The organism is Sediminicola luteus (assembly GCF_040566555.1).
In the GTDB taxonomy this organism is placed as follows: domain Bacteria; phylum Bacteroidota; class Bacteroidia; order Flavobacteriales; family Flavobacteriaceae; genus Sediminicola.
This window is the reverse complement of sequence record NZ_JBEWYP010000002.1, coordinates 52,067-72,314: the sequence shown is the minus strand read 5'-3', so window position 1 is coordinate 72,314 and position 20,248 is coordinate 52,067. Positions and strand designations below refer to the sequence as shown.

17 protein-coding genes are annotated in these 20,248 nt (G+C 39.5%); 8 read left to right on the top strand and 9 right to left on the bottom strand.

Annotated features, from left to right (window positions below; genetic code table 11):
- Positions 1–41: 41 nt before the first annotated feature.
- Complete coding sequence (locus tag ABXZ32_RS03995) at positions 42–818, top strand: amidohydrolase (protein ID WP_354617378.1); 777 nt, start codon at positions 42–44, stop codon at positions 816–818.
- On the opposite strand, the gene ABXZ32_RS03990 is transcribed toward ABXZ32_RS03995, so the two are convergent.
- Positions 802–2,415 carry an Ig-like domain-containing protein gene (locus tag ABXZ32_RS03990; protein ID WP_354617377.1) on the bottom strand — a complete coding sequence of 538 codons (1,614 nt, stop codon included), beginning with the start codon at positions 2,413–2,415 and terminating at the stop codon, positions 802–804. The two genes, ABXZ32_RS03995 and ABXZ32_RS03990, sit on opposite strands and share 17 nt — an antisense overlap.
- Positions 2,416–2,469: 54 nt before the next feature.
- On the bottom strand, positions 2,470–3,147 hold the full coding sequence (locus tag ABXZ32_RS03985) for a ComF family protein (RefSeq protein ID WP_354617376.1): 678 nt from the start codon (positions 3,145–3,147) through the stop codon (positions 2,470–2,472).
- Between the two features lie 52 nt (positions 3,148–3,199).
- Between ABXZ32_RS03985 and ABXZ32_RS03980 the strand changes: the two genes are divergently transcribed.
- Together ABXZ32_RS03980 and ABXZ32_RS03975 are read left to right on the top strand one after the other, a co-directional pair.
- Positions 3,200–4,099: a hypothetical protein gene (locus tag ABXZ32_RS03980; RefSeq protein ID WP_354617375.1), complete on the top strand. Its 900-nt coding sequence runs from the start codon at positions 3,200–3,202 to the stop codon at positions 4,097–4,099.
- Positions 4,100–4,136: 37 nt separating this feature from the next.
- Positions 4,137–5,678, top strand: a complete 1,542-nt coding sequence (locus ABXZ32_RS03975) for a glycine--tRNA ligase (RefSeq protein WP_354617374.1) — start codon at positions 4,137–4,139, stop codon at positions 5,676–5,678.
- A gap of 6 nt (positions 5,679–5,684) precedes the next feature.
- On the opposite strand, the gene ABXZ32_RS03970 is transcribed toward ABXZ32_RS03975, so the two are convergent.
- The gene (locus ABXZ32_RS03970) at positions 5,685–7,760 is read right to left on the bottom strand and encodes a TonB-dependent receptor family protein (protein WP_354617373.1); all 2,076 of its coding nucleotides are present in this window, start codon (positions 7,758–7,760) and stop codon (positions 5,685–5,687) included.
- Positions 7,761–8,312: a DUF3575 domain-containing protein gene (locus ABXZ32_RS03965; RefSeq protein WP_354617372.1), complete on the bottom strand. Its 552-nt coding sequence runs from the start codon at positions 8,310–8,312 to the stop codon at positions 7,761–7,763.
- Between the two features lie 282 nt (positions 8,313–8,594).
- On the opposite strand from ABXZ32_RS03965, the gene ABXZ32_RS03960 reads away from it, so the two are divergent.
- Both ABXZ32_RS03960 and ABXZ32_RS03955 read left to right on the top strand, forming a co-directional pair.
- Positions 8,595–9,365, top strand: a complete 771-nt coding sequence (locus ABXZ32_RS03960) for an exodeoxyribonuclease III (protein WP_354617371.1) — start codon at positions 8,595–8,597, stop codon at positions 9,363–9,365.
- Between the two features lie 43 nt (positions 9,366–9,408).
- Positions 9,409–10,449 (top strand): NADP(H)-dependent aldo-keto reductase, encoded by a 1,041-nt coding sequence (locus ABXZ32_RS03955; RefSeq protein WP_354617370.1) that lies wholly within the window; start codon positions 9,409–9,411, stop codon positions 10,447–10,449.
- A gap of 113 nt (positions 10,450–10,562) precedes the next feature.
- On the opposite strand, the gene radA is transcribed toward ABXZ32_RS03955, so the two are convergent.
- The 5 genes from radA to panC form a co-directional block, all read right to left on the bottom strand.
- Positions 10,563–11,924, bottom strand: a complete 1,362-nt coding sequence (gene radA, locus ABXZ32_RS03950; RefSeq protein WP_354617369.1) for a DNA repair protein RadA — start codon at positions 11,922–11,924, stop codon at positions 10,563–10,565.
- Between the two features lie 120 nt (positions 11,925–12,044).
- Positions 12,045–13,187, bottom strand: a complete 1,143-nt coding sequence (locus tag ABXZ32_RS03945) for an alpha/beta hydrolase (RefSeq protein ID WP_354617368.1) — start codon at positions 13,185–13,187, stop codon at positions 12,045–12,047.
- Positions 13,188–13,212: 25 nt separating this feature from the next.
- On the bottom strand, positions 13,213–14,178 hold the full coding sequence (locus tag ABXZ32_RS03940; protein WP_354617367.1) for a lysylphosphatidylglycerol synthase transmembrane domain-containing protein: 966 nt from the start codon (positions 14,176–14,178) through the stop codon (positions 13,213–13,215).
- Positions 14,179–14,180: 2 nt separating this feature from the next.
- Positions 14,181–14,531, bottom strand: a complete 351-nt coding sequence (panD, locus tag ABXZ32_RS03935) for an aspartate 1-decarboxylase (protein WP_062057346.1) — start codon at positions 14,529–14,531, stop codon at positions 14,181–14,183.
- Between the two features lie 30 nt (positions 14,532–14,561).
- On the bottom strand, positions 14,562–15,410 hold the full coding sequence (gene panC / locus ABXZ32_RS03930; protein WP_354617366.1) for a pantoate--beta-alanine ligase: 849 nt from the start codon (positions 15,408–15,410) through the stop codon (positions 14,562–14,564).
- Positions 15,411–15,512: 102 nt separating this feature from the next.
- On the opposite strand from panC, the gene ABXZ32_RS03925 reads away from it, so the two are divergent.
- The 3 genes from ABXZ32_RS03925 (at position 15,513) to glmS (ending at position 20,145) form a co-directional block, all read left to right on the top strand.
- The gene (locus ABXZ32_RS03925; RefSeq protein ID WP_354617365.1) at positions 15,513–16,322 is read left to right on the top strand and encodes a glycogen/starch synthase; all 810 of its coding nucleotides are present in this window, start codon (positions 15,513–15,515) and stop codon (positions 16,320–16,322) included.
- A gap of 5 nt (positions 16,323–16,327) precedes the next feature.
- Positions 16,328–18,193, top strand: coding sequence for a DUF4270 domain-containing protein (locus ABXZ32_RS03920; protein ID WP_354617364.1), 1,866 nt, complete (start codon positions 16,328–16,330; stop codon positions 18,191–18,193).
- 104 nt (positions 18,194–18,297) lie between these two features.
- On the top strand, positions 18,298–20,145 hold the full coding sequence (glmS, locus tag ABXZ32_RS03915; protein WP_354617363.1) for a glutamine--fructose-6-phosphate transaminase (isomerizing): 1,848 nt from the start codon (positions 18,298–18,300) through the stop codon (positions 20,143–20,145).
- Positions 20,146–20,248 lie beyond the last annotated feature (103 nt).

The window sequence follows — 20,248 nt, the reverse complement described above, 5'->3', positions numbered from 1 at the left end:
CCAAAATATTAATATTAATTTTGATGTAGAATTTAATGGATATGGCCAAAGAATTAAAGGTAGCGTTAATACAGACCGCGTTGTTTTGGGAGGACCCCCAAGCCAATAGGGATGCCTTTTATGAAAAGATAAATGGTGTTTCCACGGATGTAGATCTAATTATCTTACCCGAGATGTTCCATTCTGGATTTACAATGACTCCCAATCACATGGATGATTCAGAAGGTCAAAAGACCTTGGAATGGATGTTACAAATCTCCAGGCAGGAACAGAAAGCACTAACAGGAAGTATTCCTTTTTATGAGAATGGAGACTATTTTAACCGACTCTATTTTGTAGAGCCCAATGGCAAATATCATCAATATGATAAGCGACATACCTTTACCCTGGCAGGAGAATCAGAAGTCTATAAGGGAGGAAAGAAAAGGTTGGTCCTGGAATATAAGGGATTTAGGATATGTCCCTTGATCTGTTATGACCTTCGCTTTCCCGTTTGGGCCAGGAATACGGTAGATTATGATGTCTTGCTCTTTGTTGCCAATTGGCCCAAGACACGTGTTTACGCATGGGATACGCTTTTAGCGGCTCGAGCCATTGAAAATATGGCGTATTGTATTGGGGTAAATAGAATTGGCAATGATGATGGTGGCTATGAATATTCTGGCCATTCTGCGGTATATGATTCCCTTGGTAAAACTTTGGTTTTTTCAGAAGAGGACACCATTCTTTACGCCACCTTGAATAAGGCACATCTTGACGAAACTAGGGGGAAACTGAAATTTTTACAGGATAGGGATAGGTTTAGTCTAGAAGATTAAAGGATTCCACTAGTTCCCAATTGGCCCTAACTTCGATAACTGTTGGATAATAGATAACTTTTTCGGGACGAATTTTCTGTAGGAAACTCCCTGTATCCCATTGACCATTATTGTTTGAGTCATAGATTATACGAATCATATATTTGGAAGGCTTCAGGTGATTGAATTGAAAGGCTCGTGATTCTGTAGCGTAGATTTCTCTTTTTGTTTTACCTGCTTCATCGGTTAATTGAATAATCAATGGATAAGTTGGGTTTCCAACGAGATTCAATCCAAGATTTCCATAATCGGCATAACTAGCGGTTGAAAATGTATAGGCTATTGTGTCATTTTCAGTTCCAAAAAAATCCCTGATTGCACCGGGCAACAGGTCCATGGTATATCTTTCATTGGGTTCCAGAGCAAAATCAACAGTTATCCTGTTTTGGACGCTATCTAATTTTGAAGTGAAATTAACCGGAATGGAATCCTTGTTCATCAAGGCGATTTTCGAAGAATCAATTTGAACTATCGGTATATTGGCACCAATATAAAAGGGTTCTTCAAAGGCCAAATTTCTATTTTGGTTAGGAGTTAAGACCAAGGAATCTATAGCAAGTTTGCGACTTTTTACCGTAAAGGTATCCTTCGCCTTCCACTTTTCATTGGTCACCTGAAAGACAATGGAATCGGTTTCAAAAGGCGTAAACCAGTAATTTAAGGTATCCTTCCCTGCTTCTTTTAACACCTTCGTTTTTATGGTATCTGGTAGTTTTGTCAGGGGCTCAATCACTATATGCTCGGCTTCGCCTTGGTAGCCAAAAATTATTTTGTTTTTGGCCGCATAACTTGGAACAGCGGCCTGATAATCGGGAATCTCTTTAAATAGGTTTAGGGTATAAATAGAATCGGTGGGTAATGTAATGGTATCCGTTACAAATCCTATTTTGTCCACTTTTTGGTCGAAAAGGTTATTTTTTCCTTCGTCCTTCACAGCAAATAAGGCGTATTTTCCTTCTTTTAAATAATTCAATTTGAAGGTAGTGGCACTATCCAAGGTGTTGGTTATATAATTTGGCGGTCTTTTGTAAATTGTGGAATCGGTATAAGTACTGTCCAGTTCATAGAGCATCACACTTACAAATTGGTCTACTTTTTTCTTAAAGGCATCCTGCACCACCCCAGAAAGGGAAAGGGAGTCTATATAATTTCCTGTGGAAAAAACATAGGTCAGGAAACTGTTGGGGTTCCCCTCGTTATTGTCCGTTATACTCTGCCCGAAATTTAGGGTATAGGTGGTGTTTTCCTTTAAGGTGTCCTTAATGGTTATCTCTATGAATTTGCTTGCAGATCCTTGAGGGGTAATCAAGGGGTTGTATTTTAAGGGAGGGGAAACAATGAGTTGTTTTTGGACATCCTTTAATTTTATATACTCATCAAAATAAAGACGAATTTTCTTCTCTTTAAAGTTTATGGTCATATTCTCAGGTTCTGCCCTGAGCAATTTTGGAGGGGTTGTGTCTTTTTCACCTCCTGATGGTGTTCCCCTTTTGGCACACTGCGCTAGGGCAAGTACCATTATCATAATAAAAAGGGAACAAAAAATCCGTTTACTCATAGCTTGGACCATAGAATACACGCAAAGAAACAACTAATTTGTAGCATTTAAAAATTATGGCACCACCGCTATGGTTGCGATATAAATTTTAACCCCTTCGGCTTCTTTTAGTGCGATGGAACAGGCTTCCAAGGTAGCTCCTGTTGTAATCACATCATCAATCAACAATACGTTTTTATCCTGTAAAAAAGCCGTATCCAATACTTTGTAAAGGTTTTGGTTATTTTGCCATCTGAAAAAACGGTTTTTTTTGGTCTGTGTTTTGGTGTTTGCCGTTTTTATTAGGATATGATCTACATAGGCGGCATCCAAGTGTTCTGCCAACCTAAGTCCAAAAGTAGTAACCTGGTTATACCCCCTTTTTTTTAATTTCTTTTTGTGCAAGGGAACGGGAATAACGTAATCTATACGAAAAGTAGGATTTTCCTCGTTAATGTTATGACCGAACCAGTCACCAAGAAAGTCGCCTATCTCTTGTTGGTTTTTGTATTTCAGATGGTGTATTACGTTTTGTACGATGCCATTTGGAGTGAAAAATAGGAGGGAATTTGCCTTTTCAATGGGTACAATTCCGTAAAAAATGCGGTCAATCGGGTTTTCATCGATGAAATTGTACTCGGTGAGTGGTAGCTGATTCCGACAAAAGGTGCATAATAATCGTTCACCTTTACCCAAAGGTGTCATACATCCAAAACAGACCTGTGGGACTAGGATGTTGATGATATCATTCACTATATTTGAAAGCTTGGAATAGTACAAATCTTAATGAAACCTACTTTAATCGATGGATGTTCAAGATAATAAATTTAACTATAAAATAATCCTAGCCGCATTGGTCGCCGTAATTATCGGGGTGCTGATAGCGTTTTACTTTAGTTATGCCCAATCTAGAGGTCAGATCGATTTTTTAGAGCAGGAAAAAGGATTGTTGGTAAAAGACCTTACGTTGATGCGAACGGAGGTGGACCGCCTCTCTGCTTTAAACGAAGTGAACGAAATAGAACTGCAGGATTCAAGATATAAGGTACAGCAATTGTTGGATTCCGTAGGGCGTCTAAATTTCTCTGTGGCCAAATTAAAAGAATACAAAAAGGAATTGCGTAAACTGGAAGCTAAACACGACAGTTTAAAGTTGAAGAACAATTTCTTGCAGTACAACAATATGTTACTTGCCGACAAGTACGATGATACCAGAAAGAAAATAGAGGAACTAAGAGGAAAGAGCAGTACGTTGGCTGAGCAAGAGGCCTTGTTGAGAAAGAAGAACAAGGAGCTTAACCAACAGTTGAGAATCAAAAACTATTTAAAACTGACCAATGCCGAGGGTAGCGGTTTTAGGATGCGCGCCGGAAGTAAGCCTGTTAAAACAACCAAGGCATCCACTATTGCAAAGTTAAGAGGTTGTGTTACTATCGTTGGCAACCCTAATACCACCAAGGAAGAACGCGTATTGTACTTTCAGTTCTTAGGTCCAAATATGCAGATTATAGAGGATAATGCCAATACCATTTCCGTAAATGGTAATACCTATAGTAAAAGGGTGGAGCTTATTTTTATGGGAGAAGAATTTAGTGTCTGTGACTTTATTACCATTCCAGAAGGCTCTTTACAGGATGGCACTTATACCCTTAATGTTTTTGAGGATGAAAAATTACTGTCCACCTCTGAATTTCAACTAAAATAAATTACTTCTTTTAAGGCTAAAATTCTATTTTTGCGCCATGGCAAAGCAAGAAGACGATTTTAAGAAAGTTATATCCCATGCCAAGGAGTATGGGTATGTTTTTCAATCAAGTGAAATTTACGATGGACTCAGTGCCGTTTATGACTATGCCCAAAACGGGGTAGAGCTAAAAAACAATATAAAAGAATACTGGTGGAAGGCCATGGTGCAGATGAACGAGAATATTGTGGGGATAGATTCCGCAATATTAATGCACCCAACTACATGGAAGGCTTCAGGCCACGTAGATGCCTTTAACGACCCCCTTATAGACAACAAGGATTCCAAGAAAAGATATAGGGCAGATGTTCTTATAGAAGACCATGTTGCTAAAATTGAGGCTAAAATTGACAAAGAAGTTGAGAAAGCATCCAAAAGGTTTGGTGATGCTTTTGATAAGGAACAATTTTTGGCCACAAACCCACGAGTAGTGGAATATCAGGAAAAAGCGAGTTCTATTTTAAAACGCATGGGCAAATCTTTGGAAAACGAGGATTTGGCAGATGTGAAAAACCTAATAGAGGAATTGGAAATTGGCTGTCCCTTGTCCGGTTCGAAAAATTGGACGGAGGTAAAGCAATTTAACCTTATGTTCGGCACTAAATTAGGAGCCTCAGCAGAAAGTGCAATGGACTTGTACCTGCGTCCAGAAACGGCCCAAGGGATATTTGTCAACTTTTTGAACGTTCAAAAAAGTGGACGCATGAAAATTCCTTTTGGTATCGCCCAAATAGGAAAGGCCTTTAGGAATGAGATCGTTGCAAGACAGTTTATTTTTCGTCAGCGCGAGTTTGAACAAATGGAACTTCAATTTTTTGTAAGGCCTGGAACACAAAAAGAGTGGTACGAGCAGTGGAAAGAAACGCGGATTAAATGGCATAATTCCTTAGGCTTGGGACAGGATAATTATCGTTTCCATGATCACGATAAGTTGGCGCATTATGCAGATGCGGCTGCCGATATAGAATTTAAATTCCCATTCGGATTTAAGGAATTGGAAGGAATTCATTCCAGAACCGATTTTGATTTAAGTAGTCATGAGAAATTTTCAGGTAAAAAACTTCAGTATTTTGATCCTGAACTAAACGAAAGTTACGTGCCTTATGTGGTAGAGACGTCTATTGGTGTGGACCGAATGTTCTTAGCAGTTTTCTCCAATTCGTTGCAGGAGGAGGAATTGGAAAATGGAACTACAAGAACGGTTTTAAAAATACCAGCTGTATTGGCACCTACCAAAGCTGCCGTATTGCCATTAGTTAAAAAGGATGGTCTTCCAGAAATAGCCCATGAGATCATTGATGAGTTGAAGTGGGACTTTAAGGTAATTTATGACGAAAAGGATGCGGTTGGACGTCGTTACAGAAGGCAGGACGCCGCAGGAACCCCATTTTGCATCACGGTAGATCACCAGACTTTGGAAGACAAAACCGTAACCATACGCCATAGGGATACCATGGAACAGCAGAGGGTTGCCATTTCTGACCTAAATACTATCATTTCGCAAGAGGTGGATATGAAAAATTGGCTTAAAAAAATGTAATATCGTTTACAGCTTATAACTGAGCTGAAAACTAACATAATAATTTCTGGCATTTCCGGGGTAGTAGTATCTGGGCGCTGCCCCGCCAAAGCCAACAGCATTGATCAACACGGATTGGGCATATTGCACATTAGAAATATTGTTTATTCCCAAATCCACACCGATCATAAAATCCCTAGCTATCTCTTTTTTATAGCCCAAGCGAGTATTTAGAATGGTAAAGGCCTCACTGTATAAGGTAGTGGCGTCGTCAAGAGGAATTTCATCTATATGCTGTAGGGTCGTGTTCCAGTAAAAACCACTAGAATGTTTCAGTTGTATTCCTGTATTTACTTTGTTTTTTGGGACCCCCGTCAAAGGATTTCCGGAGTAGTCCTCATCCCCATCTACAAAATCTACAAACTTGTGGTTGTTGAAGGTGTAACTTAAAAATGGATGTAAAGCCAGATCTGGGGTTATTTTGAACCTATAATTGGCATCCACTTCCAAACCTCGGTGTTTGGTCTTTCCAGCATTTTTGCCAATAAATTGATCCTCTCCGACCCGTTGGGCTACCAACAGATTTTTTATGTCCATTTGATAAATTGCGACTTTTAGTTGGAGCTTTTTGCCTGCCAAAAATAAATTGGTGCCCAGCTCATAATTATTACCGGTCTCTTGGGCAATATCCGGATTGATGATTCCTCCAGGGGTTAACGTTTCCTCAAGACTTGGGTTGGAAAATCCTTTACTGATATTGGCATATAGTAAATGAGTATCGGAAAAGGCGTAGCTTACATCAAGGTTGGGCAAGAATACTGGTTTAAAATCCCTTTCTGCACTCTTGTTGTCTTCTGCAGAATTAAAGATGTCTTGGAAGTTGTAAAAGGTGTTATTGACGTTAAAACCAGCCTGTACAAGGAGCTTACTTGACAATGGCAGGGTTATGGCCCCAAAAATATTCAATTGCCTCCTGAATTCCCTGTTATTGCTTATTTGGTCACCTTTAAGGCTGCCATTTCCATTATTGTCCCGATATAAATTTTCAAAGGTTCCCCAATGGTACTCGTCCTTGTACAATTCTGATCCAAAAGAATAGTTGGTCTCTCCTGTTGGAATCGTAAAACTGCCAGTAAAGTTTGTTCTAAGCCCAAATCCATTGGTGAACTCGTCCAAAATATTAAAAGGCCTGGGCTCATAATGATCCAAGTAGCTATAAAAAATACTGGTAGCGTTTTTTAGCTTTTTTGAAAAGGCATGGCTGTAGGTCAATCCTAACAAGTTGTATTTGTTCGCTTCAAAGCCTTTGGCCTGCTTCCAGGTGAAAGCGGCTTGTTTAGGGTCTTCATCAAATGCATCTTTGCTAATTGAACTAGGGATTTGGGCTGTATAGTCGATATAGTTAACCAAGAGTTCAATTTTATTTTGTGCATTTATCGAATAGGAGGTGTTCAAAAGAACCGCATCCCTCTCAAAACGGCTATTTTCCCTATATCCATTGGTTTCCATATGGCCATATTTTAGGCTTAGGTCCATGTTGCCACTACGGTGGGAAAAATCTAAATTGTTTTTTAGAAGCTCATAAGAGCCAACGGTAAAATTGTTGGACAAAACGGAGCCATCTGATTTTTGGGTTTTGGATTGTAATAAAATTGCCCCGCCCAGATTGGAGCCATAAGCACTTCCTTTAGGGCCCTTTATGACTTCGATCGATCCTAAATTTTCCAAGTCAAACGCTTCAATTGTGGAGAACCCGGTTCCATTGGTGATCGGAATTTCGTTGTAGTAGAGTCGCAGTTTATCAGTGCCATAGGGCGTCCGGGCGCCTACGCCCCTAATCGTAATCCTATTGGTGTTCAGAGCTCCAGACAATAAAAAGACTCCCGAGATCTGGTTCATTGAAGAAGCAATATCCAGCGGACTGTAATTTTCGAAGGTGGTAGCGCCAATGATATCGGTGGCAGTAATACCTATGATTGGATTCGACACCCTTTTTTCAGATATTACAACCTCTTCAAGCTGGGTAATACTGTCTTTCTTTATTTCTTGACCCAAAATAATTTGGGTAAGTAAAACCAATGGTACAAGTAACTTATAATTCATCTAAAATCTATATCCTAATGAAATACCTCCGCGACTAACTATTTCCGGTGCAGTGTCATCACCCAGTAAATTTCGCCCCAGCCCAGTATATATTTCGGCAATGAAACCTCTTTTTGTAACAAATTTTCCACCCACAGAAACACCCAATGCAAAATCTGTATAGGTTTCCCCAGTATTGGTTTCATTCCCTTGGTCATCAAACGAATAATAATAATCCTCCCCTGAATTCAGCATTCCAAATCCCTCTACAAAAAAGCCTTCGGCATATTGTTTGGAAAAGTATTGTCTGTAGTAAGGTGTTATGGAAAAATCCCGGAAATAATCCAAAAGCTCATTATCATTTCCAATATTAATAAGTACACTTACTCCCAAGGAGGCCTCTTCGTGCAGCAAGCGTTCATAGGATAAATCCATATAGGTAAATGCAATTAGATTGAACGCATTTATCTTGAACTCGTCCCTTGGTTGGGAATCATTTGAGATATCTTGTGACTGGCCCAAAAAAACTACGGACATAATCAATGCGGTGGTTAGTAGGGTTTTTATGTGCATTTGGTTGATTTTTGAAGGAAAGATAAGAAGGATTTGTTTTGCGGAGGGCAATAGATCAAAAAAAAGGCGACCATTAATATTTTATTGTTCATCCTTAAAAACAGTAAGGGTGGTTGTTCTAGAGAAATTAGAATTCCAAGGCCAAATCCAAATTAAATGTTAAACGCGTATAAATAGAAATACTACCTTTCCCTTCTAGCAAACATTGTCTATTTTTAGCCTTTATTAATTTGAGCAAGTTGGAGTTATTTGAAATTCTAACCTTGCTAAAAAAGAAGTGATTTGAAAATAGTTTCATACAATGTGAATGGCATTAGGGCAGCCCTAAAAAAAGGTTTTCTGGATTGGTTACAAGCCGTTGATCCAGATGTGGTTTGTCTGCAAGAGATAAAGGCAAACGAGGATCAGTTGGACCTAGAAGTATTCGAAGCTGCCGGATATCCTTACCATTATTGGTACAGTGCCCAAAAAAAAGGCTATAGTGGAGTTGCCATATTGTCTAAGCAAAAACCTGACAACGTGGTTTTTGGCACCGGAATAGATTATATGGATTTTGAAGGAAGAAACGTTAGGGCCGATTTTAATGGAGTTTCGGTTATGAGCTTGTATTTGCCTTCTGGCACCAATATAGCTAGATTGGACCACAAGTTGCAGTATATGGCCGATTTTCAGGAGTACATCAGTGATTTAAAGAGAGAACGCCCACATCTTGTTATTTGTGGGGACTATAATATCTGCCACGAGGCCATAGATATTCATGACCCCGTTAGAAATAAAAATGTCTCAGGGTTTTTGCCCGTGGAAAGGGAGTGGATTGGAGATTTTATGGGGAATGGTTTTATTGATAGTTTCAGACATTTCAACAAGGAGCCAGACAATTATACTTGGTGGACGTACAGGGCCAATGCCAGGGCCAATAATAAGGGTTGGCGATTGGATTACGGCATGGTCAGTGAGCCATTGCTGCATCGGTTAAAGCGATCTGTGATTTTGTCTGAGGCAAAACACAGCGACCATTGTCCGATTTTATTGGAATTGGAACCCACTAGTTAAGTCAAGCCACAGTTGTATTTTTAATAAATGAGAAAAAGTTTTTATGGAATATAATTTACTTCCCCATACCGAGATAGAGGTCAGTAAAATTTGTCTTGGCACCATGACCTGGGGAAAGCAGAATACCGAAGCAGAAGGCCATGAACAAATGGATTATGCCTTGGAAAAGGGAGTGAACTTTTTTGATACCGCTGAACTTTACCCCATACCGGCTGCCAAGGAACGTTATGCAGATACCGAAAAAATTATAGGGAACTGGTTCAAAAAGACCGGAAACAGGGATAAGGTTATTTTGGCTTCCAAAATAGCCGGGAAGGCCGAATTCACAAAATTTATCAGAACCACAGGATTTGATAGGTCGTCCATCATAGAAGCGGTTGAAGGGAGCTTAAAGAGATTGCAAACGGATTATATCGATCTATATCAACTGCACTGGCCGGAACGCAAGACCAATTTTTTTGGACAAAGGGGCTATACCCATGATATAACGGATCATTGGCAGGACAATATCCATCAAGTATTGGAGACCTTACGGGATTTGATGCGTGAGGGGAAAATTAGAAATGTTGGACTTTCCAATGAAACGCCATGGGGAACGATGCGTTTTTTGGAAGAGAGCAAGGTGCATGTCAGCCTGCCTAGGATGATTACCGTTCAAAACCCTTATAGTTTACTAAATCGGACCTATGAAACCGGAATGTCAGAGATTTCCATGCGCGAGGATATTGGTTTGATACCCTACTCTCCCTTAGGTTTTGGGGTTCTCAGCGGTAAATATTTGGGAGGGAGAAAGCCCGATAATGCAAGGATTACCCTTTTTCCAAATTATAACAGGTACAGTGGGGAAACGGCTGTAAAGGCAACCGAAATGTACCATAAATTGGCACAGGACCACAATCTGTCCCTTACTCAAATGGCATTGGCTTTTGTGAATACAAGACCGTTTGTGAAAAGTAATATCATTGGGGCCACTTCCATGAGACAGTTGAAAGAAAATATTTCCAGTATAGATGTGCAACTTTCCGAGGAGATACTGCAGGGAATAGAAGCCATTCACAATCAAATTCCTAATCCCGCACCGTAAATGGTTTCAGCACAGAAAATACAGTTTTTGGCCATAGGCACAGGCCAAATTGTGCTCATCCTCCTGGTGATCATTATTATTTTGGTCTATATGCGGGTAAATAGGGATAATAATTAATCGAATAGGCTAGTGGCTATATCCTCAATTTTGGCGACAAGTTCAATATTAATCTTTGTGTTTTTTAAGGTGATCTTATTGTTTTTGGAGACATAAATAGTGGCAAACCCCAATTTCTCAGCCTCTAATATGCGCTGTTCCACCCGTTGTACTGGTCTAATTTCCCCTGCCAAGCCTATTTCCGCTGCGAAACACACCCCCTTGTCAATGGGAACATCCTCATTACTGGATAGTATGGCTGCCACCACAGCAAGATCAATGGCTGGATCGTCCACCGAGATTCCCCCGGTGATATTTAGGAATACATCTTTAGCTCCCAATTTAAATCCTGCACGTTTTTCCAAAACCGCCAACAACATATTCAAACGCTTGGCATTGTAGCCTGTTGTGGAGCGTTGTGGGGTCCCATATACCGCAGTACTGACCAAGGCTTGTATTTCTATCATCAATGGCCTCATGCCTTCAACTGTGGAAGCTATTGCCGTGCCGCTTAGGCCTTCATCATTTTTGGAAATCAATATTTCCGATGGGTTGTTCACTTCCCGTAAACCGCTTCCCTGCATTTCGTAAATTCCGAGTTCTGCGGTAGATCCAAATCTGTTTTTTAGGGCTCTTAAAATGCGGTATACGTAATTGCGGTCCCCTTCAAATTGGAGTACGGTATCTACCATATGCTCCAATATCTTGGGCCCGGCTATAGTGCCATCCTTGGTAATGTGGCCTATTAATATTACAGGGGTATTGGTCTCTTTGGCAAATTTTATGAGTTCAGCGGTGCATTCCCTAATTTGTGAAATACTACCAGCGGCAGATTCAATATAATCTGAATGAAGCGTCTGTATGGAATCTATAACCACAATGTCAGGTTCTGTGGCTTCAATTTGCTGAAATATATTCTGGGTCTTAGTCTCTGTTAGGATATAACAGGTTTCGCTATTGGGATGTATGCGATCGGCTCGCATCTTTATTTGTTTCTGGCTTTCCTCCCCTGAAACATAAAGGGTCTTATAAGGCAATTTTAAAGCAATCTGAAGAAGAAGCGTACTTTTTCCGATACCAGGTTCCCCTCCTAAGAGGATAAGGGAGCCCGGGACAATTCCGCCCCCAAGAACACGATTGAACTCCAGGTCATAGGTGTCTAGTCGTAGTTCTTTCTCCGTGTTAATTTCATTGACCCGAAGGGGTTTTGAAACCTTCTTGGCCGTATTTGTAGGGCTTTTCCAGCTCGATTTCTCCTCTTTTTGAACTACCTCTTCAACAATGGTATTCCATTCTTTGCATCCTGAACATTGCCCTACCCATTTGGCATATTGAGTTCCGCAATTTTGACAAAAAAAAGCTGTTTTTATTTTGGCCATTCCCCGGTATTAGATTCCGGCTAAAGGTACTAAGAACTTTGAAAACAGAAGGATTGTTTTAAAGGGCGATTAAGTAATAATTGGCTAATAAATTCTTTTTTTGCCATCACCCATTAAAGTCTAGTATCCGAAATCTGCTTTTAGGGCATCCATTTTTTCCAATGCCATATCCTTTGTCAGAAAATCGATTTCTTCCATGCCAAATGCCTTTTCAAAGGTACGGAGTGCTTTTTTTGGCTCTCCTTTTTGTTCGTAATATTCCCCTTCAAAATAAAAACCAAGCATAGTTCCAGGGAACTCCTTTTTACAAAGTTCCGCAAGGCTTTTCAGGGAATCCAAATCCTCTTTTTTTCTACAGGCCGCATAAATGGCCATAACGTCATTGAGCTCAACGGATTTTTTAAATCCGAACAGATCGGCAATCAGGGCATACTTGTCTTCAAGATACTTAAACACTGGCTCTTCCGATGTCAATATTTTATCCTTGTATTCCTTTTTGTTAATGGGCTTGAACATATTGAATATATTGTCCAATGCTTTGCCTATCCCATAAGTTACTACTGAAGTATGATCTGCATTTTCATAAACATCGAAGAAATAATGTAGGGATTCCTTGTTGAGGTCCTTGATGGATTGGTTCATCGCCATTATTCTGTTTTTATCTGAACTGTTTTCGCCTTCAACAATCAAGCTATAAAATATCTTTTTGTTTATGGCCCCCAATCTTGATGGCAGTCGATTTTCCATTTCCGGTGCCAATGTTGGTGATATACTGATATAGGCATTAAACAGGGAGTCGTCCTTAAAGAGATAGAAGTTTCCAAAATTAGCTGTGATATCATAGCCGACAAACATCTTAAAAGGGGTTGTGCTATAATTGGAATCCATATATGGGATCAATTCCATACCTAAAAATTCAAAAAAGGATTTCCCTTTGTCTGTAGGGAGTCCAGTTGCTTCATCAAAGCCACAATCATTATAACGGAGTCCGTTTTTTCCTTGTTCAACTCCAACAATAATGGATTCTGGCATTCCACTGAATTTACTGTAGAATTTGGCATTGGCCACAACATTGTCAAAGAGGTATTCTGCGTCCAAAACAACAATTAGGGGGTATTTCTTTTCTGCGGTATAGTTTTCTGGGATATAGTATCTTACATCTCTTTTCTCTTGAAGTTTGTATGACTCAAAAACTTCTTTGGTAACTTGGGCGTTGGCGCCAAAACATAAGAACAATGCAATAACTGCGGTTAACCGTTTCATAAAATTGAATTTAAGCAATAGGAGACTATTGGTTTCTGTTCAATAACGGTAAGACAAGAAAAGATATTGCCCCAAATATGACGACCATCATGGTTTGTGATATCCACATGATCCATCCAAAGGCATCACCTGAAACTTCACTGATCCCAAATACTGCCAAGGAAGAGCTTACTGCAATGGGGTATATTCCAATTCCGCCATTGGTGGCAGACATGGCAAATGCACCTGCCGTAAAAGCAACCAAAAGTTGGCTCAAGGTTAGCTCAATAGTTTCGGGCACTGTAAACTTGATCACCCAAAACATGGCTATATAGGCGACCCAGATGAATATGGTATGAAAGATAAATGCCCATTTGTACTTCATTTTAAAGATACTTAAGACACCTTCCACCAGACCCTTGACAAATCTTTTTATTTTTTGTGCAAACTGAAATTTTGACTTCTTTATAAATAACAGGAACATGGCTATCCCAAGAATCCCAATTCCCAGAAGAACAATAAGGCTCGTAGGATTAAACCCACGTTGTTGAAAGACATTTAAAATAACATCTGTTTGTAAAAAAAGGGCAGTGACTACAACGGTGAAAAGCATGAACAGATCTACCACTCTTTCGGTAACAATTGTGCCAAAGCCTTTTTCGAAAGGAACCTTTTCATAGGTGGTTAAGGCGGTAGCACGCAGTATTTCCCCTGATCTTGGAATGCCCAAATTTGTAAAGTATGCAATCAAAATGATAAGGACATTATTGCTCACTTTGGGCTTGTATCCTAAGGGTTGCAGTAGATAATTCCATCTGATGGCCCTGGAAATATGGCTCAAAATGCCAATAAAGACTGAAATACCTACCCAAAATAGATCTGCCTCCTTGACATAAAACAAGATTTGCTGTCTGTCTTCGGGGGTTGTGCTGTAAAAGGAATACCAGACTAAAAAAACGCCCAGGGCTATTGGGAGCAATGTCTTTAATTTGTTCGTTAAGGATTTTTTCAAAATTAGGTCAACAAATTAGTTTCCTCATTGGGAAATACCAGAGCAGGATTGAATTTTTTGGCATCTTCTATATCCAATCTGCCATAGGCAATAAGGATAAGTACATCGCCAACGGCAACCTTTCTTGCGGCAGCACCATTTAAGGTAAGCTCACCACTTCCTCTTGGGCCTGGAATAGCATAGGTTTCCAATCGCTCACCGTTGTTGTTGTTAACGATTTGAATTTTTTCGCCTCTTATAATATTGGCGGCATCCATTAGATCTTCATCAATAGTAATGCTACCTATATAATTAAGGTCCGCACCAGTAACTTTTACTCGGTGAATTTTTGATTTTACTACTTCTACTTGCATGGGGCAATGATAATTATGCGGCAAAGTTAATTAATTTAAGCCTATATTGTCTATTAGTCGTACACCATCGGCAAAAACTGCAATAAAGGCCCTATATTTTTTATCTTTCTTTTTGTTCTCTATAGGTTTTAGCGTGTCTTCTTCGGCAATTTGTAAGTATTCCAAACGCAGATATGGGTGTAATTGAAATTGTTCTGTTGCCCATTCTATAATGGATAAAGGGCTGTGGTCCGGGAATTTTGCACTTATCTTCTTTAAGGTTTCGTAAATAAAACCGGCTTCTTTTCTCAATTGCTTGGATAACCTCTCGTTTCTGGAACTCATGGCTAAACCGTTAGGTTCCCTTAAAATAGGACAGCCAATGATCTCCACGGGAATATTTTGCAGGGCGACAAGTTTTTTGATGATTTGGAGTTGTTGAAAATCTTTTTCCCCAAAATAGGCTTTGTCGGGAGCCACGGTTAGCAAGAGCGATTCTACTATGGTACCTACCCCATCAAAATGACCTTCTCTAAAGGCTCCTTCCATAACCATGTCCAATCCTTGGAAATCATATTTTTTTGAAGCAACTTGTTCCGTATACATTTCTGATACAGAGGGGGCAAAAATGATAATGTCTTTGGAAATGCTGTTTAAAAGTGACGAATCTTTTTCTAAAGTCTTGGGATATTTTAGTAGATCGTCCTGATTATTGAACTGCGTAGGGTTTACAAATATGCTTACAATGGTGAGGGCGTTTTCGGATAAGGATCGCTCCACAAGGGAGGCATGACCTTGGTGTAATGCACCCATAGTAGGCACCATGCCCACTTTTATGGCATTACTATTGATGGTGGTAAGGAATGATTTAAGTTCGTTTTTGGTTTGGAATACCAACATGTTTTAAGTTTAAAAGCTAGCAAACTTATATAATTACAGCTAATCTGCATAATTTTTGTAATTTTGCAGCTACGCTTACACGATAAATAAAATATTGCTTTTATGAATGGTAAAAAGATATTGTTTGTATCTTCAGAATTAGTGCCCTATCTACCAGAGAACGAAGTTTCCTTAATGTCTTATGAAACCCCTAGGATGGTCAACAGTAATGGCGGCCAGATTAGAATTTTTATGCCAAGGTTCGGAAACATTAATGAACGAAGGCACCAGTTGCATGAGGTCATACGTTTATCGGGAATGAACTTGGTCATTAATGACATGGATATGCCCCTAATTATAAAAGTGGCCTCTATCCCAAGAGAGCGCATCCAAGTATACTTTATAGATAATGAAGAATATTTTAAGCGTAAGGCCACATTTACTGATGAAAACGGTAAACTTTTTACGGATAATGACGAACGTGCCATTTTCTTTGCTAAGGGTGTTGTTGAAACGGTTAAAAAGTTAAACTGGTCTCCGGACATTATCCATGTTCATGGATGGATGGCTTCCCTACTTCCTTTATATCTTAAAAAATATTATGCCGATGAACCATTATTTGCCGAAAGCAAGATAGTGACCTCTGTATATAAGAAAGGTTTTGAAGAGGAGTTGGACAAGGATATGATCAAAAAAATCTCATTTGATGGGGTTGCTGAAGATAGTATAAAACCTTTGGCCACACCCAATTATAATAATTTGTTAAAAGTAGCGGTAGATCATTCTGATGCTGTTATTTTGGCCTCGGAAGATGTGCCACAAGAATTACAGGAGTACATTGCCCAATTGGAAAAGCCTGTTTTGTCTTATGTGCCTATTCAGGAATTCGAGGAAGCATATGCAAATTTTTATAACAACGAAGTCTTAAAATAATTTTCATGGTATTTTTTAGAAAGATAATTTTTTCTGCTTTTGCGGGAGCAATGTTCGTACTGGCCTTTGTTTCGTGTGAAGAGGACATCACTACCATTGGGAAAGGGGTGATAGGCGGGGAGCCTTTTGAAAACGAAAGTGCCTCATATGATGTGTTTGCCTACAATAAAAAAATAGAAGCTGTTCAGACCAATAAATTGCCTATCTATCAATTGGGAATTTTTAACGATCCCGTTTATGGTAGAACAGAGGCATCTATAACTTCCCAAGTAAGATTGGCCGGCGGAACGAGTCCAACTTTTGGTACTTTCTCCCAAACTACGGAAAATAATTCTGCAACGGACAATGTAACAGCTACCATACCTGAAAATGAAACAGTAAAAGAAGTTTATTTGTATATCCCGTTCCTTGTAAAAGGCGCTAGTTTCAGGGATTCGGACAGTGATGGTGTGGATGATGAATTTGATGTAGACCCAACTGATCCAAATAGTGATTCTGATGGTGATGGACTCACAGATAATGAGGAGCGCATTGCAGGTTCCGATCCATTAAACGTAGATACCGATGGTGATGGAATAAACGATGCCGAAGATGATAGCACGGCTTCGGGAATATTTCCTAAAAAGTTTGACCTTGACAGTATTTATGGGAACAGAAATAATCCTTTTAGGTTAAAAGTAGCTCGTTCTACTTATTTTTTAAGGGATTTGGATCCAAACACCAACTTTCAACAAGCTCAGGAATATTATTCTTCCCAACAATTTTCACCTTCTTATGTTTCAGATGTTTTGTTTGATGGCGAGGTGACCATTGATGACAAGGAAATATTATCCTTTAAGGAGGATGACCCAGATACTGCAGAAATAGATGAATCAAAGGAAGTTGCAACCAGACTTGCCCCAGGGATTAGGGTGCCTTTGAGCAGTACTTTTTTTCAACAGAATATTTTGGATAAGGAAGGAGCTTCGGAATTATTGAACCAAGGAAATTTTAGTGATTTTTTCAGGGGAATCCATATGTCCTTGGACCCTGCAGCAGGGAATATATTGATGTTGTTGGACCTTACAAAGGCGAATATTACAATCAATTACGATCATGATAGTGTTGATACCAACGGCACTGCCGATGATACTTCAGACGATACCATTGTTCAATTAAATAAGAATTACGTTCTAAGTCTTCTTACAGGGGGAACAACCACGCCTATAGTTGGGAATGCGGTAAATACCTTCATTAATGAAGCTTATCCGGCAGATATAATGAACAGCATGGACTCCGGTGCCAATGCTTCAAGGATCTATGTTAAAGGAGGAGCGGGATCCTACGCCCAAATTAAATTGTTCGATGAGATCAACGGAAGAGAATTCATCAATCAGATAAAGGCCAATAACTGGGTAATCAATGAGGCAAATCTGGTCTTTTATGTAGATAGGAACACCTTGGATGCAGCCGGTAACGTGGTTGAACCACCTAGATTGTATCTCTTTAATGAAGAAACAGGAGTGCCATTATATAATGCACAAATTGAAACTTCAACGTCCACAACGGCTTTAGGATCGTATTTAAACCACGATGGAATTTTAGAAAAGGGAAGTAACGGAAAGGGAGTAAAGTATACAGTGCGAATTACGGAATACATCAATAATTTAATCATCCGGGATGCTGACAATGCTACTTTAGCACTTTCTTTAACTTCTGATATTAGGGTATCCAATGTTTCCAATTCGGTTTTAAAGGATAATGAAACTGGTTTGCAGCCAGTCATGGCTACGGTCAATCCTTTGGGAACAGTTTTGTTTGGAAGTTCAGTTTCCAATGGCAATGAAGATAAGAAACTCAAATTGGAGATTTTTTATACGAAAATAAATTAAAGGGCCTCTTATAGACCATTTAAAGGAATAATACGTTCTACAACTGAATCTTGTAAGAGTTTGCAGCTTGAAACGTAAATTTGTACTGTAAAAAGAGAAGAATTATGTGTGGAATAGTAGGTTATATTGGACACAGGGATGCTTATCCCGTTATAATAAAAGGATTACAGCGTCTTGAGTACCGAGGATATGATAGTGCGGGAGTAGCGCTTTATGACGGGGCAGACATTAATCTTTCCAAAACAAAAGGTAAAGTAGAAGATCTTAATAATAAGGCAAAGACCGAAATTTCCTTGAAAGGAAAATTAGGGATAGGTCATACCAGATGGGCTACCCACGGTATTCCAAATGATGTTAATTCACATCCACATTATTCCAATTCCGGTAATTTGGTGATCATACACAATGGAATTATCGAAAATTACGATTCCATTAAAAAGGAGTTGATAAAAAGGGGGTATACCTTCAGTTCAGATACTGATACCGAAGTATTGATCAACCTTATTGAGGAAGTTAAAAAGCAGGAAGACGTAAAACTTGGAAAAGCGGTGCAAATTGCATTGAATCAAGTGGTAGGGGCTTATGCTATTGTCGTATTTGATAAAAATAAGCCAGACGAATTGGTGGTGGCTAAATTAGGTAGTCCACTTGCTATCGGAGTGGGTGAAGAGGAGTTTTTTATTGCTTCAGACGCATCTCCTTTTATTGAGTTTACCAATAATGCCATTTATTTGGAAGATGAGGAAATGGCCATTATCAGGGTAGGCAAAGAAATCAAATTAAGAAAAATCAAGAATGACGCGGTGGCGTACCCAAAAATTCAGGAGCTTCAGATGAACATTGAGGAGATTGAAAAGGGAGGCTACGATCATTTCATGTTAAAAGAAATCTACGAACAGCCCAGAGCTATCTTGGATACCTATCGCGGGAGGTTACGCGCTAGCCAAGGCATAATCAAAATGGCAGGTGTAGATCAAAATATTGAAAAGTTCCTCAATGCCAACCGTATTATAATCGTAGCCTGTGGTACTTCCTGGCATGCAGGTCTTGTGGCAGAATATATTTTTGAAGATTTGGCGCGAATTCCAGTAGAAGTTGAATACGCTTCTGAATTTCGTTACAGAAATCCGGTCATCACTGATAAGGATATCGTGATTGCTATTTCCCAATCAGGGGAAACGGCAGATACTTTGGCGGCAATTAAATTGGCAAAGGAGAAAGGCGCATTTGTTTTTGGAGTTTGTAATGTTGTTGGGTCTTCAATAGCAAGAGAAACCAACGCAGGGGCCTATACACATGCCGGTCCTGAAATAGGGGTGGCGTCAACCAAAGCCTTTACAACTCAAATAACCGTACTTACCTTGTTGGCCTTGAAATTGGCAAAGGAAAAAGGCGTGTTCTCAGAATCAAGGTTCCATGAATATTTGGCCGAATTGGAGAACATACCCGCTAAAGTAGAAAGAGCATTGCAGACCAATGTATTGGTGGAAACAATTGCTGAGGTTTATAAGGACTCAACGAACTGTTTATATCTAGGCCGAGGTTACAACTTCCCAGTAGCTCTGGAAGGTGCCTTAAAGCTTAAGGAAATTAGTTATATACATGCCGAAGGTTATCCTGCTGCAGAAATGAAGCACGGGCCTATCGCACTTATCGACGAGCATATGCCTGTAGTGGTCATCGCTACCAATAGAGGTCATTACGATAAGGTTGTGAGCAACATACAGGAAATTAAATCCAGAAAAGGTAAAATCATTGCCGTAGTTACGGAAGGAGATGAGACCGTTAGGGATTTGGCAGATCACGTAATTGAGGTGCCGGATACTTTTGAAAGTCTTATGCCATTATTGACAACAATACCTTTACAGCTATTGTCTTACCATATAGCTGTTATGAGAGGTTGTAATGTGGACCAACCGCGTAATTTGGCAAAGTCCGTTACTGTAGAGTAAAAAACGAAAATATTAAATAAAAGATCCCTTAATTGCCATCTTGAAGAATTTGGTGATTAAGGGATTTTTTATGCCCTTATTTTGAGAATGCCATAGTTTGAGA